Origin of the sequence: Bradyrhizobium sp. NDS-1, from assembly GCF_032918005.1 — a bacterium.
In the GTDB taxonomy this organism is placed as follows: domain Bacteria; phylum Pseudomonadota; class Alphaproteobacteria; order Rhizobiales; family Xanthobacteraceae; genus Bradyrhizobium; species Bradyrhizobium tunisiense.
The window spans coordinates 5,537,864-5,559,504 of record NZ_CP136628.1 but is presented as its reverse complement, the minus strand read 5'-3'; the positions used below and the strand labels follow the sequence as shown (position 1 = coordinate 5,559,504).

Here is a 21,641-nt window from a genome sequence, read left to right as displayed (position 1 = left end):
GGGAGAAGCATCCATGCGAGGGATGAAGCGGCTTGCTGCGGCCATTTTTCTGCTCGGCGTTTTTCTTGCCTGTTGTCTGACCGGCCCTGCTTCGGCGGACAATTATCCGTCGCGCCCGATCCGCCTGCTGCATGGCTTTGCCGCCGGCGGCGCGGCCGACACGCTGTCGCGCATCATCGCCGACGGGCTGTCGAAGAAGCTGGGGCAGCCGGTCATCGTCGAGGCCAAGCCTGGCGCCGGAGGCAACATCGCCGCGGATGCGATCGCAAAGGCGGCGCCCGACGGTTACACGCTCGGGCTCGTCACCGGCGCCCATGCGATTTCAGCGGCGACCTACAAGAGCCTCGCCTACCAGCCCGCCGACAGCTTCGAGATGATCTCGACGCTGGTGTACTACGCACTCGTGATTGCGGTGCGTAACGACCATCCGGCAAAATCACTGGGCGAGCTCATCACCATCGCCAAGGCAAAGCCCGGCTCGCTCAGCTTCGGATCGGTCGGTTTCGGCAGCACCCACCACCTCGCGGGCGAATTGCTCAACGCCACCGCCGGTGTCGAGATCGTGCACGTGCCGTATCGCGGCGATTCTCAATCCACCACCGCGCTGCTCGGTGGAGACGTTCCCGTCATCGTCGGCACGCCCGTGCTGTTGGCCCCGCAAATCCAGAGCGGCGCGATCCGTGGCCTGGCGGTGACCTCGCCGACGCGCACCGCGTTGCTCCCCGATGTTCCCACGGTTCAGGAAGCCGGCATCAAGGGATACGACGTGCGCACCTGGGCAGGCCTGCTGGCGCCCAAGGGCACGCCGCCCGCCATCGTCGCCGCGCTCAATGCAGCGACGCTGGACGCACTCGGAAACTCGGAAATCAAGCAGCGTCTGGAGACGGCCGTCGGCGGCGAGGTCCGCGGCAGCTCGCCCGAGGAGATGAAGCGGCTGATCGAGACCGAGATCGCCAAATGGACCGGCGTGGTCGAGCGGGCGAAGATCCCGAAGATCTGAACCGGGCGGGCGCGGCGGTGCCGGTCGGCACCTCGGTCACGAATGCTTGATCCGGATCAAAAAGCGCCACGGGGACCGGGATATGTTACTAAGGAGGCGCTCCGGCCCCCGAAAGGCAAGTCGATAGAGATGCGGTTCGTCCGTACCATCCTGGCATGTGCAATCGCCCTATCCCTGGCGATGCTGCCCGTTGGCGCGTCCGCATCCAGCCTTGCAATGTCGTCGGATGACATGCAGGCGACCATGCAAATGGGCGGCGACGCCGAGATGGCGATGGACGATTGCTGTCCCGACATGAAGGGGACGTCCTCCGAGACCGGCGCCTACAAATGCGGGATGGGTTTTTGCTGCGTCGGCGGCACCATTGCGCTCGACGACATCAGGCCCGTCGCCTTCGGCCATGTCGTCGTAGCGGCGAGCAGGATCGCCCTTCCTGCCGATCAGGTCGTGTCCGTCCGCGGCGGCAGTCCTCCCTTCCGACCTCCTCGAATCTGATCTCGCTGAGCCCGAGACGCGAGCGGCACGCCTGCTCGCGATGACGACTGACGTGCGCGCCATGCGCCACGGCGAGAGATCATTCATGAGGACAGGACAATGCCTTTCAAATTCAGCACCGCGGCGCTCGCCGCCACCCTTTCGCTTGCCGCTTCCGCCGCGATGGCGGGCGCCGCCGACTACGCCTTCGAGCCTGTCAATGCGCAAATGAAGAAGGGTGACGACGTCACTCTTTCCGTTCGCCTGACCAACAAGCAGACCGGCAAGCCGGTGGCGGACGCCGTCATCTTCAAGACCCGCATCGACATGGCCCCGGACGGGATGGCCGAGATGGAATCGGCGGTGGCGCCGCTGCCGTCGAAGGAACCGGGCGTCTACGCCTTCAAGACGGACCTGCCGATGGCCGGCCGCTACCAGGTCACGTTGTCGGCAAAGGTGCAGGGCGAGACGGAGACCGTCACCGGCAAGGTGATCGTCACGGCGACCAAGTGAGCGTGCGGACGCCGCTCGCGGCGTCCGAACTTCCCTTTTTTATTCACATGGACGCGTGCCGGGCGCGCGAACACACACCATGAAGACGCTGCGTCTCCTGACGACTCTCGCTCTCGGCGGTGGCCTCGCCTTGGCGACGTACTGGTCCTCGAACTACGGGCATTGGTCCGTTCATGCGGAGGTGACCCCGGCTGCGGCCGAGGCGAATCGAGCTCCGCTCTACTATCGCGACCCCAGCGGCGCGCCGCTCTGGTCCGCCGGTCCGAAGAAGGACGACCGCGGGCGCGACTATCTGCCGGTCTACGAGGACAATCAGACAGAAGCGCCACCGAAGCCGCCGCAGGCGGCGTCATCGCGAAAGATCCTCTACTACCGCAATCCCATGGGCTTGCCCGACACCTCGCCGGTGCCGAAGAAGGATCCGATGGGGATGAACTACATCCCCGTCTACGAAGGCGACGAGATCGACGACGGCACGGTGAAGCTCTCGCCGGGCAAGATCCAGCGCACCGGCGTGAAATCCGAACCCGTCGAGCGGCGCGCGATCCGTGTCTTGGTCAAGGCGCCCGGCACGATCCAGCTCGACGAACGCCGCATTTCCGTGATCGCAATGCGCGCCGAGAGCTTCGTGCAGAAGGTCGCCGACGTCACCACCGGCACGCGGGTGAAGGCGGGGCAGCCCTTGATGGAGATCTACAGTTCGGCCGTCGCCTCCGCCGCAGCCGAATATCTCGCGACGATCACCTCGAAGACGGTGGGCGGCGTCGAGATGTACGGCCGCGGCTCGCGGCAACGGCTGGTCAATCTCGACGTCCCCGAGCAGGTCATCGCCGAGATGGAGCGGACGCGCGTCGCGCCCGTCACCGTGCATTGGTCGGCCCCGCGCGACGGCATCGTGCTCGAGCGCGGCGCGATCGAAGGCATGCGCGCCAATCCCGGCGATGTGCTGTTCCGGATTGCGGACACCTCGCTGGTCTGGGCGCTGGCCGACGTCGCCGAGCGCGATCTCGGCAGTATCGCGCTGGGGCAGTCCGTGGCGGTGCGCGCGCGGAGTTTTCCCGGCCGGGTCTTCAGCGGCAAGATCGCGGTCGTCTATCCGCAGGTGAACCGCGATACAAGAACGGTCCGCGTCCGGATCGAGCTCGCCAATCCCGACGCGGTGCTGCTGCCGGACATGTACGTCGATGCCGACATCGACACCGCGGATGGCACGCCGGTTCTTGCGATACAGGATAGCGCGGTGCTCGACACCGGCACGCGCCAGGCCGTCCTCGTCGACAAGGGAGAGGGGCGCTTCGAGCCGCGCGAGGTGAAGCTCGGCCGGCGCGGCGGCGGTTACATCGAGGTGCGCGACGGACTTGCGGTCGGCGAGGCGGTGGTCACATCCGCAAACTTCCTGATCGATGCGGAGAGCAATCTGAAGGCCGCGCTCAAGAGTTTTGGCGAGGCGGCTCCTCCGGCGTCCGAACCTCGCCATGCGACGGGAGATCACAAATGATCGCCCGCATCATCGCCTGGTCGGCGCGCAACCTGCTGCTGGTGCTGTTCGGCACCGGCTTTGCGGCCGCGGCCGGTCTCTATGCGCTGATCCATCTTCCGCTGGATGCGATCCCCGACCTCTCGGACACCCAGGTCATCGTCTATACCGAGTATCCCGGCCAGGCGCCGCAGGTGATCGAGGACCAAGTCACCTATCCCCTGACGACGGCGATGCTGACCGTGCCGAAATCGAAGGTCGTGCGCGGCTTCTCGTTCTTCGGCGTGTCGTTCGTCTACGTGATCTTCGAGGACGGCACCGACATCTATTGGGCGCGCTCGCGCGTCCTGGAGTTCCTGAATGGCGCTGCGTCGCGGCTTCCCGCCGGCGTCAGCCCGACCATCGGGCCCGATGCGACCGGCGTCGGCTGGGTCTATCAGTACGCTGTTCTGTCGAAAGAATTGAACCTCGCGGATACCCGCACGCTCCAGGACTGGAATTTGAAGTTTGCGCTGGCCAAGGCCGAAGGCGTCGCCGAGATCGCCAGCATCGGCGGCTTCGTCAAGCAGTACAACGTGGTGCTCGATCCCCAGCGGATGCGCGATCGCGGCATCAGCATGCAGAAGATTCGGGACGCGATCCGCGCCAGCAATGCCGACGTCGGCGGACGCACGGTCGAGCTCGCCGAGTTCGAATACGTCATTCGCGGCAAGGGTTACATCAAGGGCATCAACGATCTCGGCAACATCGTCCTGAAGACGAGCAATGGCACGCCGGTGCTGCTCCGCGACGTCGCCAATGTCGAGCTCGGACCGGACGAGCGCAGGGGCATCACCGAGCTGAACGGCGAGGGCGAGGTCGCAAGCGGCATCGTGCTGCAGCGCTTCGGCGTCAACGCCCTCGACGTCATCGAGAACGTCAAGAGGCGCTTCAAGGAGATCGCGAGCAGCCTGCCAAAATCGGTGGAGATCGTCCCGGTCTACGACCGCTCCAACCTGATCTACGCGGCCATCGACACGCTCAAGCACACGCTGTTCGAGGAGAGCGTCGTGGTTGCGCTGGTCTGCATCGTGTTCCTGCTGCACGTCCGCAGCGCGCTGGTCGCCATCCTGATGCTGCCGGTCGGCGTGCTGATGGCGTTCGGTGCCATGAAGTTGCTTGGCCTCGGCTCGAACATCATGAGCCTCGGGGGCATCGCGATCGCGATCGGCGCCATGGTGGATGCCGCGATCGTCATGATCGAGAACGCTCACAAGCATCTCGAACGCGCCAAGCCCGATCAGTCCCGCGTTCAGGTCCTGATCGACGCGGCATCCGAAGTCGGCCCGGCGCTGTTCTTCAGCCTGCTGATCATCACCGTGTCGTTCATGCCGATCTTCACGCTGGAGTCGCAGGAGGGGCGGCTGTTCAGCCCGCTGGCGTTTACCAAGACGTTCTCGATGGCGGCTGCGGCCCTCTTGTCCGTCACCCTGGTGCCGGCGCTGATGGTGATTTTCGTCCGCGGCCGGATCGTGCCGGAGGGCAGGAATGTCATCAATCGTTTCCTGATCTGGATCTACCGGCCGGTGATCAAGGGCGTGCTTCGCGCCAAGACGCTGGTGATCCTGGCCTCGCTCGTCGTGCTTGCCGTCACGATATGGCCGGCCCGCCAGCTCGGGACCGAGTTCATGCCGACCCTGAACGAGGGCACGCTGCTCTACATGCCGACGACGCTGCCCGGCATCTCGGTGACCAAGGCGGCCGAGCTGATGCAGACCCAGGACCGCATCATCAAGTCGTTCCCCGAAGTCGCCTCCGTCTACGGCAAGGCGGGGCGCGCGGCGACCGCGACCGATCCGGCACCGACCGAAATGTTCGAGACGGTGGTGAACCTGAAGCCGAAGGAGTCCTGGCGCCCCGGCGTCACCATCGACGGTCTCATTGCGGAGATGGACAAGGCGCTGCAGTTTCCCGGCGTCTCGAACGCCTGGACGATGCCGATCAAGGCACGCATCGACATGCTGTCGACAGGCATCCGTACGCCTGTCGGCGTCAAGGTCATGGGCACCGACCTCGTCGAGATCGACCGGCTGGCGCGGCAGGTCGAACGGGTGATCAAGACCGTCCCGGGCACGTCGTCCGCTTACGCCGAACGCGGCATCGGCGGCTACTATCTCGAGATCGTGCCGGACCGCGAGGCGCTCGCCCGCTACGGCATTTTGATCCAGGACGTTCAGGACACCATCGCGGCAGCGCTCGGCGGCCAGACCGTGACGACGACGGTGGAGGGACGTCAGCGCTTCACGGTGAACATGCGCTACCCCCGTGACCTCCGCGACAATCCCAAGGCGATCGCTGGCGATATCCTGGTGCCGATGCCGTCGGGCGGCGCCGTGCCGCTCGGCGAGGTCGCGAAGGTCGAGCCGGCGCGCGGGCCGACGTCGATCCGGACGGAGAACGGTCAGCTCGCGACCTACATCTATGTCGACATCCGCGATCGCGACATCGGAAGTTACGTCGCTGACGCGCAGCGCGCCGTGACGGAGAGCATCCAGTTTCCAGCCGGCACCTATGTGGTCTGGAGCGGCCAGTACGAGTATCTGCAGCGCGCGGCAGCGCGCCTCAAGATCGTGATCCCCGTGACGCTCACGATCATCTTCCTGCTGCTGTACCTGAACTTCAGGGCGATGACCGAGACCCTCATCGTCATGCTGTCGTTGCCGTTCGCGCTGGTCGGCGGCATCTGGATGATGTGGTGGTTCGGCTTCAATTTGTCCGTCGCGGTCGCCGTGGGCTTCATCGCGCTCGCGGGCGTCGCCGCCGAGACCGGCGTCGTGATGCTGATCTATCTCGATCACGCGCTGGCGGAGATGAAGGCGAAGCGCAACACCGAGGGCAGCCTGTTCACCCGAAGGGATCTCCACGACGCCATCATGGTGGGCGCCGTCGAGCGCGTCCGGCCCAAGATGATGACGGTGGTCGCCATCATGGCGGGCCTGCTGCCGATCATGTGGAGCACCGGTGCCGGGTCGGAGATCATGCAGCGCATCGCCCTGCCGATGATCGGCGGGATGATCTCATCGACGCTGCTGACGCTGATCGTGATTCCGGCGATCTTCGGCCTGGTGAAGGGGCGGGGATTGCCTGATGACGAGCAGCCGGCGCTCGCCGGACATGCCGCGGACGAGGCGCGCGGCATGCAAGCTTCGCAAGCGGCCGAATAGGATCGCAAGGCGCATGCCCGCGAAGTGGTTGCGATTGCGTACCGGTGTCAGCAGGGTTGCGCCGGCGATGCCGTGGAGCCGCAAACCTATCGCCCTTCCACCACTTCGCCGTCCTCCTTCACGAAGCGGCCGACGGGATTGTCCAGCAGGTCGATGACGGCCTCCGAGGGGCGGCACAACCGCGTGCCCTTTGGCGTCACGACGACCGGACGGTTGATCAGAATGGGATGGGCCAGCATCTGGTCGATCAACTCGTCATCGGTCCATTTCGGGTCGTCGAGACCGAGCTCGTGAAAGGGCGTGCCTTTCTCCCGCAGCAGCGCCCGAGGGGAGATCCCCATGGCCTTGACGAGCTCGACCAGTCTGTCGCGCGATGGCGGCGTCTTCAGATACTCGATCACGTCAGGCTCGACGCCGCTCTGCCGGATCATCGCGAGCGTGTTGCGCGAGGTGCCGCAGGCGGGGTTGTGATAGATGGTGACGGTCATGATCTGATCTCTACGACAGTAGGCTGGCCTACGCCATCAGCGGCATATGGTACGTCATTGGCGCGCCTCCAAGGCTGCCGTGGCTTTGCCAGCGCCCGCTTCGTACCAGCCCCGGGTCGCCTTGACGATGCGGACGACGGACAGCATCACCGGAACCTCGACGAGCACTCCGACCACAGTCGCCAGCGCAGCGCCGGAATCCAGGCCGAACAGGCTGATTGCGGCGGCAACCGCCAGCTCGAAGAAGTTGCTCGCGCCGATCAGGGCGGCCGGAGCGGCTACGCACCAGGCTACGCCGAACCGTCGGCTCAGCCAGTACGCCAACCCGGCGTTGAGATAGACTTGGACCAGAATCGGCACTGCGAGAATGGCAATGACTCCCGGCTGCCTGACGATCTGCTCGCCCTGGAAGCCGAAAAGCAGCACCAGCGTCGCGAGCAGCGCGACCAGAGAAAGAGGCTGCAGTATTCGCATGGCCTGGCCGAAGCTGTCGCCGCCATTTCGCAGCAGTGCCTTGCGCCAGAGCTGTGCGACGATCACCGGGACCACGATGTAGAGAAGAACGGACAGCAACAACGTGCCCCAGGGGACGGTGATCGACGCCACTCCGAGCAGCAGCCCCACGAGCGGAGCGAACAGGAACACCATGATGACGTCGTTCAGTGCGACCTGACTGAGGGTATAGTGCGGCTCTCCCTCGCAGAGGTTCGACCACACGAATACCATCGCGGTGCAAGGCGCGGCTGCCAGCAGAATCAACCCAGCGATATAGGAGGAAATCTGGCCGGCCGGCAGCCACGGTGCGAAGAGGTGACCGATGAAGAAGGAGCCCAGCAGCGCCATCGAGAACGGCTTCACCGCCCAGTTGATGAAGAGGGTGATGCCGACACCGCGCCAATGCTCCCGGACCTGGCCCAGCGAGCCGAAGTCGATCTTCAGCAACATGGGCACGATCATCAGCCAGATCAGCAACGCCACCGGAATGTTGACCTTGGCGATCTCGGCGCCTGCGACCGCGCCGAAGAAACCGGGCATGGCGTGTCCCAGCGCGACGCCGACGACGATACAAAGCGCAACCCACAGAGTGAGATATCGTTCGAAAGTACCCATGGTCACGCCACATCGTTCCTGTTGGAAGTCGTCCCTTCGCTGTGGCCAATCTCGCGCAGCCTGGTGCCGAGCGAGAGCTTGTCGATGCTCCTCAACGGGAGGCTTGCAAAAGCGTCGATCCGGTTCTTCAAATGGCGGAATGCGGTGATGAACGCGATCTGCTTGTCGAGGTCGGAGCCTTCGGCGGCGGCAGGGTCCTCGATGCCCCAGTGCGCCGTCATCGGCTGACCCGGCCAGATCGGACAGGATTCACCGGCGGCGTTGTCGCAAACGGTGAAGACGAAATCCATCACCGGCGCATCTGCCGCGGCGAACTCGAGCCAGCTCTTCGAGCGCATTCCGTCGATCGGGTAATCCATGGTCTGAAGCGTGCGCAGCGCCAGCGGATGCACCATACCCTTCGGTGTGCTCCCGGCTGAGAACGCCCGAAAGCGGCCCGCGCCATCCTCGCGAAGGATCGACTCGGCGAGGATCGAACGCGCCGAATTGCCGGTACACAGAAACAGCACGTTGTAGATCTGGTCAGCCACGGCTTCTCTCCTTTCGCTTCGGCGAGCAGCAGGATTGCAGGGTTTGAACGACGGGCTCGCAAACTTCGGGGCGCCCGCCGCAGCAATCGCGCAGCAGGAAGACCGCGATGTCGCGAAATTCGTCGAGGTTGGCGCGATAGACGATCGAGCGGCTGTGCCGCTCGGACGACACGAGGCGTGCGCGGCTCAGGATCGCCAGGTGCGCCGAAAGCGTGTTCTGGGGGACCTCCAGCAGGCGGGCGAGATCGCCTGCCGCAAGTCCGTCAGGCTCGTGCCGGACCAGCGTCCGGAAGGCCTCAAGACGGGTCGATTGGGACAGCGCAGCGAGCGCCAGAACAGCTTCTTCGGTTTCCATATATCCAGATTTATGGAATTATTGGATGCACGTCAACTGGAGAAGGGCGGGGGAATTTATATTTCGAATATTCTAGAAGTATAGTTGACATGAATCCGAAAATGGGTGCAGGTTGTCGATCATGAAGATCGATGACGCAGCAGCGCGGCTGGAAGCCCTGGGTAACCGGACCCGGCTCCAGATCTATCGGGCCCTCGTCCGGGCCGGGCACGCCGGCATGCCCGTCGGCCGCTTGCAAGACAAGCTGAAGATCCCGGCCTCGACGCTGTCCCACCACATCAAGAGCCTGGTTTCGGTCGGGCTCGTCAGTCAGGTGCGCGAATCCACCAGCCTGGTCTGTCACGCGAACTATGACACGATGCGAGGCCTGCTCGATTTCATGGCGGCGGAATGTTGTGCCGACGAGGCCGAATGCAAGGGTACGCAAACCGCGGCTTGATGTTTTTTGTCCGTTTATTCCATGATTCTAGAAAAATGGGAGAAGTAGAATGAGCGAGAAGACGGTTGCGATCATCGGGGCAGGGCCGGTTGGCCTTGCGGCGGCCGCGCATGTGCTCGAACGCGGCATGTCGCCCATCGTGCTCGAGGCCGGAGGTGAGGCCGCCCACGCGGTCCGCCAGTGGCAGCACGTGCAGCTCTTTTCGCCGTGGGAATACAATGTCGACAAGGCGGCTGCGCGCCTGCTGGCGCCGACGGGATGGAATTCGCCGGACCCGCAATCCTATCCGACCGGCGGCGAGCTGATCGAGCGCTACCTCGAGCCGCTCGCGACGCGAACGCCGCTGCGCGAGGCGATCCGGACCTCGAGCCGCGTCACGGCGATCAGCCGGGCCGGCTACGACAAGGCGAAGACGAAGGGCAGGGAGCAGGCGCCATTCGAAATCCGTTATCAGAACGGCAAAGGTCCCGAGGTGCTGCGCGCCGACGCCGTCATCGACGTGTCAGGCACGTGGTTCTCGCCCAATCCCGCCGGCAGCAACGGTCTGCCCGCGATCGGCGAACACGAGCGCACGGACCGCATCGCCCATGGCATGCCGGACGTGCGGGGCACAAAGCGCGCCAGATATGCCGGGAAGACCGTCGCCGTGCTCGGTGCCGGCCATTCCGCCGTGGGCACGCTGATCGATCTCGTGCAACTCGCTGACGAAGTGCCCGGTACCAGGCCGGTCTGGCTCCTGCGCGGCACTGAACCCGCGAAGGCCTTCGGCGGCGGCAGCAACGACCAGCTTGCCGCGCGCGGCGAGCTTGGCTCGACCCTCGCCGCGCTCGTCGCTGCGGGCAAGATCGCGGTCGAGACCGGATTCGGCGTGACGCACGTGTCGGACTCCGATGGCCGACTCAGGATTTCGGCCGGCGCCTGCTGCGGCGCGCGCAGCGTGATTGCAGATGAGCTGATCGTCGCGACCGGCTTTCGCCCGGACCTTTCATTTCTGTCCGAGCTTCGGCTTCGGCTCGACCCGGCCATCGAAGCGCCGGTCGCGCTCGCGCCGCTGATCGATCCCAACGAGCACAGCTGCGGCACAGTCCGTCCTCACGGCGCGCGCGAGCTCGCGCATGACGAGCCGGGCTTCTACATCGCCGGCATGAAATCCTACGGCCGAGCCCCGACCTTTCTGATGACGACCGGCTACGAGCAGGTCCGCTCCATCGCCGCCGACATCGCCGGCGACAAGGCGGCCGCAGCGCGCGTCGAGCTGGTCTTGCCGGAGACCGGCGTCTGCACGCGCGGCGGGGTGGAGTCGGGGGCTGCGGCGGGATGTTGCGGCGGTCCGGCCAAGGAAGATGTCTCGGCGTGCTGTGCCGCCGACGAGACGGCGAAGAAGGCGGGCGCTTCCGGCTGCGGCTGCTCATGAGGCAAATTGTCGGCGGTCGGGCGACAGGTCCGCTTGCCCTGATCATCGCACTCGGCACCACGCAGACCATTGCGTGGGCGTCGAGCTATTATCTTCCCGCCATTCTTGCTGCGCCGATCGCGCGAGACCTGGGGCTTGCGCCGACCTACGTGTTCGGAGCGCTGTCGGGCGCGCTCGTCATCTCCGGCCTTCTCGGTCCCCGTGTCGGTCATGCCATCGATACGTTCGGGGGACGCGGTCTGCTTGCGGTCTCGAACCTCGTCTTCGCTGTCGGCTTGCTTCTGCTGTCCTTTGCGCAGGGGGCGACGGTGCTGATCGCCGCGTGGATGCTTCTCGGCATCGGCATGGGCATGGGCCTCTACGAGGCGGCCTTTGCGACACTGGCCCGCATCTATGGCGCGGGCGCGCGAAAATCCATCACGGGCATCACCCTGATCGCCGGCTTCGCCAGCACGCTCGGTTGGCCGCTCACGTCCTGGCTGGATTCCGAGTACGGTTGGCGAGTGGCCTGTCAGATCTGGGCGCTGATCCACATCCTCCTGGCGCTGCCGCTCAACCTCCTGCTGCCGCGTGCCGTGCCGCAGGATCAGGCGCGACCGGGGTCGGCACCGGGGCATGGCTCAGGACGCCAGAGCGAGCCGTTCGCGATGGTGCTGCTGGCCTACATGTTCGCCGCCGCAAGCTTCGTCAGCTCGGGAGTCTCGGCAATCCTGCCGACCATGCTGGTCGCGTTCGGCGCGAGCCCGGGAGAGGCCTTGCTCGCGGGAGCGTTGGTCGGACCTGCCCAGGTCGGAGCCCGTCTCCTCGAAGCCGGGTGGCTCGGCCGGTTTCATCCGCTGCTGTCGGCGAGGCTCGCCATGCTCATGAATCCGATCGGTGTCGTTGCGCTGGTCGCGGGGGGACCTGTCCTCGCGCCGGCCTTCGCGGTGCTGTACGGCGCGGGCAACGGCATCATCACCATTGCCCGTGGCACGCTCCCACTGGCGCTGTTCGGGCCAACGGGATTCGGCAGGCGCGTCGGCATGATCTCGCTTCCGTCCAGGATAACAGGGGCTCTTGCGCCGCTCGCGCTCGGTCTGATGGTGGAGCATTTCGGCAGCAGCGCGCTATGGGTGAGCGCGCTGGCATCGATCTCCGCGCTTGTCGCGCTTCTGCTGTTGCGTGCGGATCGGACGACATCGGAGCCGCTCCCGAGCCGAGGCAATGCGTGAGCTGAGCGGGCCTTGCGTCAAGGCTGTGGAGGAAAACGGTCGAACATCGGCAGCTCGTGTGCATGCTCCATCCAGCGCAGACGCTCGGCGACCTGGATCTGCATCGTCGCCGGGATCGCATTCGGATCGTCATTGGTGGCGCTCTGCACGTCGATGATCCCGGGCATGCTGGCGTTGACGTAGAACAGGCCGGTTCCGCAGTCGGCGCAGAACTGCCGCTGCACGTGTTCCGAAGACCGGTACACCTTGGGCTCGCCCTTGGTGACCTTGACGGCATCTTCTGCGTACATCGTCCAGCCGACGACAGGGGCGCCGGCTTGCAGCCTGCAATCGCGGCAGTGACACAGTGCGTGCACGATCAGTTCGCCGTCGATCTGATATCGGATTGCGCCGCAATGACAGCCGCCGGTGATGGTGCTCATGCGTTCCTCCCGCTTGAGAGCAAGTTTTGCAGATCGATAGCTCCCGAGGCCTGCTGCTTCAACGCTGCAATCGATTTGCGATTGCGTCCTACTGTCGCCTGACAACTGCTGCCATTGCGGGCGCCGTCGCTCAAGCCGGGCGGCCGGCCGCAAGCTCGCGCGTGATCCACTCGGTAAAGGCGCGGATGGCCCGGCGCTGCTGGCCTGCGCGGGGAAAGACCAGATGATGGCCGACATAGCGAATGTCGGTGGAACGTCCGGCAAGGGGCGCCACCAGCCGCCTGGTCGCGATCTCGCGTTCGGCGAGCCGCGTCGATTCCAGCGTTACGCCGAGGCCGCCCGAGGCCATCGCGATCGCCAGGAAGCTGCGGTCGAAGCGCATGCCGTGGATGGCCGGCGCTTCGAGGCCGTTGGCGGTGAACCATTGATGCCACTGCACCTGCTTGACATCCGAGCGGATCAGCACTTGGTCGAGCAGATCCTTCGGCTTGCGGATTTTCTTCGCGAGCCCGGGCGTGCACAGCGGCGTCACGGTTTCTTCGCCCAGAGAAATCACCTCGACACCCTCCGCCCGCGGCTGGCCGTAGACGATGTCGATGTCGAAATCGTCGTTGCTGAACCTTGCATATTCGGTGTTGGCGGCGAGCCGCACCTCGAGCCTGGGCTCGGCGGCCATGAAGCGGGCGAGGCGCGGGGCGAGCCACTGCGCGGCGAAGCTCGGAGCGCAGTGCACCCGCAGCAATTGCGGCCCGCGGCCTGCGACCTCCTCGATACCGCGACGCAGATTGTCGAACGCGGCGCCGGCATGGCGCATCAGGTTCTCGCCCGCCGGCGTCAGCCGGACCGCCCGGGCGCTGCGTTCGAACAGGACGGTGCCCATCGCGCTTTCGAGCTTTCGGATGGCGTGGCTGACAGCGCTCGGCGTGAGATGAAGCTCGTTCGCGGCGTCCCGGAACGAGCCGGTGCGTGCGGCCGCCTCGAAGGCGCGGATCGCGGATATCGGGATGCTGGATAGCAACATCCGATAAGTGAACCAAATTCACCCATGCAAGACAACAGCGCGTTTGTCGGATGACCGGACGCCCGCATAATCACGGGCAAGACAGCGGCACCGGCGGGTGCCCGGCAAAGCCATCGAGGGAGGACCATCATGCTGCTGCGCGGCAAGACAGCCATCATCACCGGAGCTGCGTCTCCGCGCGGCATCGGCCTTGCGACCGCTCGCCGCTTTGCGGCCGAGGGAGCCCGCGTCGCCATTCTCGACATCGACGGCCCGGCGGCGGAAGCTGCCGCGCGCGGCCTCGAACCGGCCATGGGCGAGCCGCATCACGGCCTTGCCTTGGATGTCTCCGACAAGCAGGCCTGCATCAGCGCGGTCGATGCGGTCATCGCCAAATTCGGCCAGATCGACATCCTCATCAACAACGCCGGCGTGACCCAGCCGGTCAAGCTTCTCGACATCAAGCCGGAAGATTGGGACCGCATTCACGACGTCAATCTCAAGGGCATCCTGTTCCTGTCGCAAGCGGTGATCCCGCACATGCAGAAGCGTCGGCGCGGCTCGATCGCGTGCATGTCCTCGGTCTCGGCGCAGCGCGGCGGCGGCATCTTCGGCGGACCTCATTATTCGGCCGCGAAAGCCGGCGTGCTCGGGCTTGCCAAGGCGATGGCGCGCGAGTTCGGACCTGACGGCATCCGCGTCAACTGCGTGACGCCGGGCCTGATCGGAACCGACATCACTGCGGGCAAGCTCACCGACAAGATGCGGGCGAAAATCCTGGAGGGCATCCCGCTCGGCCGGCTCGGCGAGGCCGCCGATGTCGCCGGCATCTATACCTTTCTCGCCTCCGACCTCTCGGCCTATGTCACTGGCGCCGTGATCGATGTCAACGGCGGCATGCTGATCCACTGAGCGGAGCAGGGGAGAGACGATCATGGCAGCACTAACGCTCGCAAACGCGCCGACGCTCGCGCAGCGCGCCCGCAACATCCGCCGCAACGCGCTGCTGATGGGCGAGGTCCAGGGCCAGGGCTATATCGCCCAGGCACTCGACATCGCCGACGTTCTGGCGGTGGCCTATTTCCACGCCATGCTTTTTCGCGCGGAAGAGCCCGCCTGGGAAGGCCGCGACCGCTTCCTGCTGTCGAACGGACATTATGCGATCGCGCTCTATGCAGCCCTGATCGAGGCCGGCATCATTCCGGAAGCCGAGCTCGAAACCTACGGCTTCGACGACAGCCGGCTGCCGATGTCCGGCATGGCGTCCTATACGCCGGGCATGGAGATGTCGGGCGGCTCGCTCGGCCTTGGCCTCGGCATCGCAGTCGGCATGGCGCTCGGGCTGAAGCGCAAGCGGTCGGCCGCGCGGATCTTCACGCTGTTCTCCGATGGCGAGCTGGACGAGGGGTCTAAATGGGAGGCCATCATGTCGGCGGCTCACCACAAGCTCGACAATCTCATCGCGATCGTCGACGTCAACAATCAGCAGGCCGATGGTCCCTCCAGGCAGGTGCTCGGCTTCGAGCCGCTGGTCGACAAGCTCGCGGCGTTCGGCTGGTTCGTGCAACGCGTCGACGGCAATGATCTCGACGCCGTCGTTGGCGCCTTCGATTCCGCGATGGCGCATTCCGAGCCGAAGCCACGCATGATCGTCGCTGATACGTTGATGGGCAAGGGCGTTCCCTTCCTGGAGCAACGCGAGAAGAACCATTTCATTCGGGTCGAGCCGCATGAATGGCAGCTCGCGCTGTCGGCACTGGACGCGGGAGCGCAGCCATGAAGTCCACCGCGCCAACCACGTCGGCAAAGCCGCGGCTGACGACGTCGGCCATGATCGCCTCGATCGCGGCGGAAGGGCAGCGCACCAGGCCGGCCCCGTTTGGGCACGCGCTGGTCGAGCTCGCCCGCAGCCGCGAAGACGTCCTCGGCATGACCGCCGATCTCGGCAAATACACTGATCTGCACATCTTCGCGCAGGCCTTCCCCGATCGCTACTATCAGATGGGCATGGCCGAGCAGCTTCTGTTCGGCGCCGCTTCCGGTCTTGCCGCCGAAGGCTTCATGCCGTTCGCGACCACCTATGCGGTGTTCGCCTCGCGCCGGGCCTATGACTTCATCCATCAGACCATCGCGGAAGAAGACCGCAGCGTGAAGATCGCCTGCGCGTTGCCCGGCCTGACTTCGGGCTACGGGCCGAGCCACCAGGCCGCCGAAGACCTCGCGCTGTTCCGCGCGATGCCCAACATGACCGTGATCGATCCCTGCGACGCGCACGAGATCGAGCAGATCGTGCCTGCCATCGCCGCGCATCGCGGGCCCGTTTACATGCGGCTGCTGCGCGGCCAGGTGCCGCTGGTGCTCGACGAGTACAATTACCGGTTCGAGCTCGGCAAGGCCGCGCTGCTGCGCGACGGCGCCGATGTTCTGATCGTCTCCTCGGGCATCATGACCATGCGCGCGCTGGAGGCGGCCAAGGCGCTGTTGGACGATCGCGTCAATGCGGCTGTCCTGCACGTGCCGACGATCAAGCCGCTCGATGCCGAGGCAATCCTGCGCGAAGCCGGCAAGCCCGGCCGCCTCGTCGTCGTGGCCGAGAACCACACCGTGATCGGCGGCCTCGGCGAAGCCGTTTCCGCGCTGCTGATGCGCGCGGGCGTGCATCCGGCATTCCGGCAGATCGGGCTCCCCGACGAGTTTCTGGCTGCTGGCGCGCTGCCGACATTGCACGATCGCTACGGTATCTCGACCGCGGAAGTGACGCGGCAGATCAAGGAGTGGCTGCGCTAGCAGCGCGCGCAGCCAAACCACGTCCGATCAAGCCGGCACGCGTCGCGGCAACACTGCGGAGAGCGAGAGCTGTTGTGCAATGTCGGCGTACCGAGAGCCGGCCAGCAGCAAAAAAAGCTGGTGGCGCGACCCGCACGCCACCTCGTCGGCATCGTTGCAGCGAATTCGAGCAGCAACGAATGTCCGTGTGACGCACCGTCGGCTTTTCTCCTTGAAGTCTCTCAACTGCTGGTATATTGTCCGTTGCATCGATACTGGCCGAACAACTGTTCCGCTTTCGCCTCATATCCTGACGGCGCGCACGTTTCAGACATTCTCCATCATCGACTAACCGGACCGCTGGCCGCACCTCTGCGCGCCAGGTCCTGCGCGCATGCGAAAGGAAATCCTGATGAATACAGGTACAGTGAAGTGGTTTAACACCCAAAAGGGCTTCGGCTTTATCCAGCCATCAAACGGCAGCAACGACGTTTTTGTTCACATCAGCGCGGTCGAACGCGCCGGTATGGGAACACTGAACGAAGGTCAGACGCTGTCTTACGACGTCGTCGCAGACCGTCGCACGGGCAAGTCCGCTGCCGAAAACCTTCGTGCTGCTTAGTTAAGAGCACGACAGACCTGTCGCTCCAGCCACGGATGTACTGGCGGAGCTTGTGGTCCTGCCCCGCCCCCGAGCCATCGGGAGCGGGGTTTTTGATTTCAGTGCACGAGAGCTTCTCGAAGCGCAAACCTAGAGCCGGGCGACGTCTACAGGCTGCCCGGTAAGAGGCTTTCGACCGTCTGCCGAGCACGGCGGCCTATTCACCAAGCGTGAGTGCGTCCGGGACGTGATATGGTCGGTACCAAGCAGGAGATTCAATGAGCATTGTAAGACGTCATCTGGCCGAGCATGAAGAGCGCCTGGTCCTGGTCGAGGAGATTTGCATTGATACAGGAGCGCTTGTCTTGGACACTGCCACGGACGAGGTCTATTTTTCTGCAGACGACGTGGCTTACAAGCATGCCTACGTGACCGTGTTTCAGGCCTGGGCGAAGGGCACGATCAAGGGCACAGCGGAACAGATATTCGAGGCTACGAAATCCATTCTTGAGGATTAGAGGATTCGCCTGGAACACATGGGGCTGGACACAATCCGTAAGCGGTGAGGTAAAAACATGCCATATGCCTATAAGCTGAATGAAGACGTTCGCCACCAAGCTCAAGGCCCACAAGGGCGCGCCGCAACTGAACCGCCGATGATTTACACGATCGTACAACACATGCCCATCGAGTCGGATGGGCGAGTGAGGTATCGTATCAAGTGCAAGTCCGAGAAGATCGAGCGCGTCGTTACGGAAGATCAGCTTTCGTATTTTCAGTGACGTCCCGGATCCATTCCGCAAGCGCAAGCGTCCATTGGCCTCCCATACCGTCGGGAGGCAGCCAGCTCAATCCGAGCCCAAATGGCGACTCGTTGCGCACCCGGCCACGTGACTCATTTGGACGACTTGTGCGCCGCATCTCGCGCCAACCGCTCCGCCCTGAGACGTTTGTGGTTTTCGTGAAACTCTGGATCGGCTTGACTGTCCGCGATCGTCTGCCGCGCTCCGTTCGGGTTCTGCGCCCGTCGGTCCGCCTCATCGGCGATCTGCTGCTCGGCGGAGCGTTTGGTCTTGGTCATTGCTGGATCCTTACCCATTGATCAGGGCCGCGTCGCCATCTGGCGCTGATGGCCATAACAGCTGGCCGCAAACTCGGCAGACCTTCACCGCAAGCCAGAAGCCGCAGACGACAAGCGGAAGAGTTATCGAGTCACTTCGCGTAGCCCTGTGATCGGAGCCATGCGATCCGACGCTCTCCATTCATCCAATCGTCAATATCGGCCTTGCTCGCGAAGCCCGTTATCTCTCGGGGTTCTGCGCCTGGGTACTCGGCGATGATAGCCCAGTCGCCCTCAGATTTACGAACCGGTTTGAAGCTCACTTTTGCTTTTGCCATGCCGAACTATGGAGGAAAGCGGGCGAAAAGGGAACCCTCCAACTGTTGCGACTGAGGAGGCACAAACATTACGCCTGCAGGGCGTTCCCGGTGCCAGGGATGTGAGCAATCGTGAGGCCACGATGTGTTGGAACGCTCCGGCCGAACGCCAACTAAGCAGGCGGGGGTTTGGAGAAACAGCGATGCGGTTCATTCTGGCCTTGAGTCTTCTGATCACCTTGGGCGGCGTGGCCAACGCGGCGAAGGTGCATCATCCACAGCGGCGCCACGATATTGTTCATTCCGGTCAGGGCGTGATCCGATCGGGTCCCACGTCCGCCTTTGCCTACTCACCTCCGACGACGCAACACGGGGCCGCGGTCTACCCTGGCTTCAGTGAGCCGTATTTTGGCGCTTCTCAGGGTTACGCGCCTGGCGAAAAGGAGCGGTTTCTCCGTAGCCTGTTCAGCCCGTAGCGTTGGCCCGTGACGCGCCGCATGGCCGACGGCCCCGAGGGAAGCTGCTGGTATAAACCAGCAGCTCCCTTCCTCACATCACGAGGCGAGGAGGTTGTTACCGTCGGGTCGGATCGTTGGAGCCGCCGGGACGGATAGTCTGAGGACCGCCCTGGCCAGCGGCACCCGCGGCACCCCCGCCGGTGCTCGCGCCGGATCCGGTCGTGCCGCCCGTCGCACCCGTCCCGCTCGACCCTGTTCCCGCCGCAGCGCCGCTCGTTCCGCCATCCGAGCCGGCGGCGGCTCCTCCAGTTCCAGCGCCAGCGCCTGCACCGCCGGCTCCACCCGCGCCGCCTCCTGCCTGCGCATGGGCGAAACCGATCGACGCGCCGGCAAGCAACGCACACATGGCCACTGAGAAGATTGTCTTTCGCATTGTTCAAACTCCGGTTGACGATGACACGCCAATCAAAGCCGCGCGCAAACGTTCCTGATGACATTCATCGAAGGCTTATGCGGTTCGCAGGAACGATCTTGCGCAACGTCGAATTGATTCTGGTTGCCGCCACGCGATGCCTCCTTGTGCGAGGGGAAGTACGGCCAATCGGAAAGCTGCGACTTGTCGGGTGCGATCTGGGCTGCGGGCGATGCAGGACTAGAGCTTCTCAGATCCATCGCCCGCACCGTCCTCGTCAGCCTGAAGGATGGTTTCCGACAGCAGCGCGGCGGCCTTCTGAAGAGGCGCGATGAAGCGGTCCAGCTCGGCGAAGCTCACGCGGGCCAGGGGAACGGAGACGCCGAGACAGGCGATCAGTTCGCGGTCCTGAGACAGGATGGGCACGGCGCAGCCGACCACCCCTCGCACATATTCCTCGTTGGTCTTGGCCCAGCCGCGCTTGCGGGTCTCGTCGAGGACCTTCATCAGACCTTCGACGTCGACGATGGTGGTCTCCGTGTACTTAGTGAGTACAAGTGCGCGGCACAGCTTTTCGCGCGCCCGCTCCGGCAGCCGGCTCATATAGATCTTGCCGGTCGAGGTGCAGTGCAGCGGCGCCGCCTGGCCCGGATTGAATTGCAGCCCCTGCGGTTGCGACACGCGGACACTGTCGACATAGGCCACGACATTGTCCCGCACCACGCCGATCTCGCATTGCTCGCCGATCTCGGCCGCGACAGCGCGCAGCACGGCGTGCCGGCGCGCGGTGCGGAAGGCCGCGCCGATGACCTTGGCCGACAGCGTGACCAGTTGATTGCCGACCACGTAGCGCTTGGTTCCCAACGCCTTCTGCAGAAGCCCGCGCTGCTCGAGATTGCCGATCAGGCGATGCGCGGTCGGCAGAGGGAGGGCCAGCGCGCTGGCGATCTCCGCGACCGAGACCGCTCTGACCTGGCCGGCGACGTGACCCACGATGGCGAATGCCCGGTCGAGCGGTCCATCGGCATTGATCTCCGGCATCTGTATCCGTCCTCCCTCGGAGTCATATAATTATCATTTTTCGGAATAAATACTATTGAAATATGAAAATTGATCTCGACCGTTCGTCCGGATTGCTCATATCGTTGGCGTTGCCGACAGGTGATCGGGATTTGTGCAGTGCGTCCACGGCTCCGGGCGCGCTCATAGGGAGAACGGGATGTCTCGCCATTACGACGTCGATGCCGTGCGGAAGGAATTTCCGGCCGTCGAGCGTATCACCTATCTCGACTCCGGCTTCCAGGCCCCGCTCGCGCGGCCGGTCAAGGCGGCGATCGATCTTTTCCTCCGCGAGGGTCTTGAGACGGCCGGCCCGAAAAGCGTCTGGCTCGACCGTGTCGAGCAGACCCGCGAGAAGCTGGCGCGGTTTCTCGGCGTGACGGGCGATGAGGTCGCCTTCACCAAGAACACCTCGGAAAGCATGAACATCGCCGCCAACGCGCTGCCTCTGCGCGCTGGCGACAAGGTGCTGATGATCCACGGCGATCATCCCAACAACGCCTATGCGTTCCTCAATCTCAGGCGCAAGGGCGTGACGGTCGATTTTGCGCCGATGACGGAGGTCGTGAACGCAGACAGCCTTCGTCCGCATATTGGCGAGAAGACCCGGGCGATCTCGATGTCGCAGGTGACCTTCCACGCCGGTCATCGTTTCGACGTCGAAAGCGTCGGCGCGCTCTGCGCGGAGAAGGGGCTCTATTTCGTCGTCGACGTGATGCAGGCGATCGGCGTCGCGCCGATCGACGCGAGGGCGATGCGCGCGACCTTCATCGGGTCGGGCAGTCACAAGGGCCTGCTCGTGCCGCAGGGGCTTGGCCTGCTGGTCTGGGACAAGTCGAGTACCGAGCTCGCGCCCGCTTATCTCGCCGCCGCCGGGCTTGCCGAGGTCCCGGCCGATCTGATCGCCCGGCCCGACAAACTGGAGCTTGCCGCCAGCGCGCGTCGCTTCGAGCTCGGCAACTTCAATCTTCCGGCGATCCACGCGCTCGGCGCCTCACTCGACATGATCGAAGCCCTGGGCGTGCGGAACATTCAGAACCATTGTCTCGATCTCGGCGATCATCTCATCGCCGGCCTCGACACGCTGGATATTCGCCTCGTCGGTCCCCGCGAGCGGCGGCACCGCGCGCCGCACATCTACGTCATCGCGCTCCCTGCCGCCGAATGGCTCGGCCATTTCGAAGAGAACGGCATTCGCGTGTCGCCGGAGCGCGACGGCATTCGCGTGTCGTTCGGGATGTTCAATGATTTCGCCGACGTCGATCGTCTGATCGACGTCATCAGGCGGCGCGGCGTGAAGCCGTCATTCAGGGCCGCCTAGACTGTATTTCA

The 21,641-nt window shown here is 64.5% G+C and carries 23 protein-coding genes; 15 read left to right on the top strand and 8 right to left on the bottom strand.

Going from position 1 to position 21,641, the window contains the following annotated elements; genetic code table 11:
- Window positions 1–13 precede the first annotated feature (13 nt).
- From RX330_RS25975 to RX330_RS25955, 5 genes are all read left to right on the top strand, one after another.
- Complete coding sequence (locus RX330_RS25975) at window positions 14–1,000, top strand: tripartite tricarboxylate transporter substrate binding protein (RefSeq protein WP_317240361.1); 987 nt, start codon at window positions 14–16, stop codon at window positions 998–1,000.
- A 129-nt stretch (window positions 1,001–1,129) separates the two neighbouring features.
- A complete protein-coding gene (locus RX330_RS25970; protein WP_375847616.1) occupies window positions 1,130–1,495 on the top strand; it encodes a hypothetical protein in 366 nt (121 codons plus the stop codon).
- Window positions 1,496–1,594: 99 nt separating this feature from the next.
- Window positions 1,595–1,987: a FixH family protein gene (locus tag RX330_RS25965; RefSeq protein WP_317240359.1), complete on the top strand. Its 393-nt coding sequence runs from the start codon at window positions 1,595–1,597 to the stop codon at window positions 1,985–1,987.
- Between the two features lie 79 nt (window positions 1,988–2,066).
- The gene (locus RX330_RS25960) at window positions 2,067–3,485 is read left to right on the top strand and encodes an efflux RND transporter periplasmic adaptor subunit (RefSeq protein ID WP_317240358.1); all 1,419 of its coding nucleotides are present in this window, start codon (window positions 2,067–2,069) and stop codon (window positions 3,483–3,485) included.
- A complete protein-coding gene (locus tag RX330_RS25955) occupies window positions 3,482–6,667 on the top strand; it encodes an efflux RND transporter permease subunit (protein WP_317240357.1) in 3,186 nt (1,061 codons plus the stop codon). The genes RX330_RS25960 and RX330_RS25955 overlap by 4 nt, the downstream gene beginning before the upstream one ends.
- An 86-nt stretch (window positions 6,668–6,753) precedes the next feature.
- On the opposite strand, the gene arsC is transcribed toward RX330_RS25955, so the two are convergent.
- Genes arsC through RX330_RS25935 form a run of 4 tightly spaced genes read right to left on the bottom strand, consistent with a single transcriptional unit; the run spans window position 6,754 to window position 9,150 of the window.
- Complete coding sequence (gene arsC / locus RX330_RS25950) at window positions 6,754–7,155, bottom strand: arsenate reductase (glutaredoxin) (protein ID WP_317240356.1); 402 nt, start codon at window positions 7,153–7,155, stop codon at window positions 6,754–6,756.
- A gap of 54 nt (window positions 7,156–7,209) precedes the next feature.
- Window positions 7,210–8,265: an ACR3 family arsenite efflux transporter gene (arsB, locus tag RX330_RS25945; protein ID WP_317243972.1), complete on the bottom strand. Its 1,056-nt coding sequence runs from the start codon at window positions 8,263–8,265 to the stop codon at window positions 7,210–7,212.
- Window positions 8,266–8,267: 2 nt separating this feature from the next.
- Window positions 8,268–8,795 carry an arsenate reductase ArsC gene (locus RX330_RS25940; protein ID WP_317240355.1) on the bottom strand — a complete coding sequence of 176 codons (528 nt, stop codon included), beginning with the start codon at window positions 8,793–8,795 and terminating at the stop codon, window positions 8,268–8,270.
- Window positions 8,788–9,150, bottom strand: a complete 363-nt coding sequence (locus RX330_RS25935) for an ArsR/SmtB family transcription factor (protein ID WP_212081319.1) — start codon at window positions 9,148–9,150, stop codon at window positions 8,788–8,790. Before RX330_RS25935 ends, RX330_RS25940 begins: the two co-directional genes overlap by 8 nt.
- A 121-nt stretch (window positions 9,151–9,271) precedes the next feature.
- On the opposite strand from RX330_RS25935, the gene RX330_RS25930 reads away from it, so the two are divergent.
- The 3 genes from RX330_RS25930 to RX330_RS25920 are packed head-to-tail and all read left to right on the top strand — an operon-like array spanning window position 9,272 to window position 12,214.
- The gene (locus RX330_RS25930) at window positions 9,272–9,589 is read left to right on the top strand and encodes an ArsR/SmtB family transcription factor (protein ID WP_212081320.1); all 318 of its coding nucleotides are present in this window, start codon (window positions 9,272–9,274) and stop codon (window positions 9,587–9,589) included.
- 49 nt (window positions 9,590–9,638) lie between these two features.
- Window positions 9,639–11,003: an NAD(P)-binding domain-containing protein gene (locus tag RX330_RS25925; protein WP_317240354.1), complete on the top strand. Its 1,365-nt coding sequence runs from the start codon at window positions 9,639–9,641 to the stop codon at window positions 11,001–11,003.
- Window positions 11,000–12,214, top strand: coding sequence for an MFS transporter (locus RX330_RS25920; RefSeq protein WP_317240353.1), 1,215 nt, complete (start codon window positions 11,000–11,002; stop codon window positions 12,212–12,214). The genes RX330_RS25925 and RX330_RS25920 overlap by 4 nt, the downstream gene beginning before the upstream one ends.
- Before the next feature lie 17 nt (window positions 12,215–12,231).
- On the opposite strand, the gene RX330_RS25915 is transcribed toward RX330_RS25920, so the two are convergent.
- Window positions 12,232–12,636, bottom strand: coding sequence for a GFA family protein (locus RX330_RS25915; protein WP_212081323.1), 405 nt, complete (start codon window positions 12,634–12,636; stop codon window positions 12,232–12,234).
- 130 nt (window positions 12,637–12,766) lie between these two features.
- Entirely contained in the window at window positions 12,767–13,654 is an 888-nt protein-coding gene (locus RX330_RS25910; protein WP_317243971.1) for a LysR substrate-binding domain-containing protein, read from the bottom strand.
- Window positions 13,655–13,786: 132 nt separating this feature from the next.
- Between RX330_RS25910 and RX330_RS25905 the strand changes: the two genes are divergently transcribed.
- The 5 genes from RX330_RS25905 (at window position 13,787) to RX330_RS25885 (ending at window position 17,521) form a co-directional block, all read left to right on the top strand.
- The gene (locus RX330_RS25905; RefSeq protein ID WP_317240352.1) at window positions 13,787–14,548 is read left to right on the top strand and encodes an SDR family NAD(P)-dependent oxidoreductase; all 762 of its coding nucleotides are present in this window, start codon (window positions 13,787–13,789) and stop codon (window positions 14,546–14,548) included.
- Window positions 14,549–14,570: 22 nt separating this feature from the next.
- Window positions 14,571–15,416, top strand: coding sequence for a transketolase (locus RX330_RS25900; RefSeq protein ID WP_317240351.1), 846 nt, complete (start codon window positions 14,571–14,573; stop codon window positions 15,414–15,416).
- Window positions 15,413–16,423: a transketolase family protein gene (locus RX330_RS25895; protein ID WP_317240350.1), complete on the top strand. Its 1,011-nt coding sequence runs from the start codon at window positions 15,413–15,415 to the stop codon at window positions 16,421–16,423. Before RX330_RS25900 ends, RX330_RS25895 begins: the two co-directional genes overlap by 4 nt.
- Before the next feature lie 391 nt (window positions 16,424–16,814).
- Window positions 16,815–17,024 carry a cold-shock protein gene (locus RX330_RS25890; RefSeq protein WP_212081327.1) on the top strand — a complete coding sequence of 70 codons (210 nt, stop codon included), beginning with the start codon at window positions 16,815–16,817 and terminating at the stop codon, window positions 17,022–17,024.
- Window positions 17,025–17,281: 257 nt separating this feature from the next.
- A complete protein-coding gene (locus RX330_RS25885) occupies window positions 17,282–17,521 on the top strand; it encodes a hypothetical protein (protein ID WP_212081328.1) in 240 nt (79 codons plus the stop codon).
- Between the two features lie 377 nt (window positions 17,522–17,898).
- Here the strand turns inward: RX330_RS25885 and RX330_RS25880 are convergent, their stop codons facing one another.
- Window positions 17,899–18,084 (bottom strand): hypothetical protein, encoded by a 186-nt coding sequence (locus tag RX330_RS25880; RefSeq protein ID WP_212081329.1) that lies wholly within the window; start codon window positions 18,082–18,084, stop codon window positions 17,899–17,901.
- A 499-nt stretch (window positions 18,085–18,583) separates the two neighbouring features.
- On the opposite strand from RX330_RS25880, the gene RX330_RS25875 reads away from it, so the two are divergent.
- Window positions 18,584–18,856 (top strand): hypothetical protein, encoded by a 273-nt coding sequence (locus tag RX330_RS25875; RefSeq protein ID WP_317240349.1) that lies wholly within the window; start codon window positions 18,584–18,586, stop codon window positions 18,854–18,856.
- Between the two features lie 634 nt (window positions 18,857–19,490).
- On the opposite strand, the gene RX330_RS25870 is transcribed toward RX330_RS25875, so the two are convergent.
- Window positions 19,491–20,291 carry an IclR family transcriptional regulator gene (locus RX330_RS25870; RefSeq protein WP_317240348.1) on the bottom strand — a complete coding sequence of 267 codons (801 nt, stop codon included), beginning with the start codon at window positions 20,289–20,291 and terminating at the stop codon, window positions 19,491–19,493.
- A gap of 178 nt (window positions 20,292–20,469) precedes the next feature.
- Between RX330_RS25870 and RX330_RS25865 the strand changes: the two genes are divergently transcribed.
- Entirely contained in the window at window positions 20,470–21,630 is a 1,161-nt protein-coding gene (locus RX330_RS25865; protein ID WP_317240347.1) for an aminotransferase class V-fold PLP-dependent enzyme, read from the top strand.
- Window positions 21,631–21,641 lie beyond the last annotated feature (11 nt).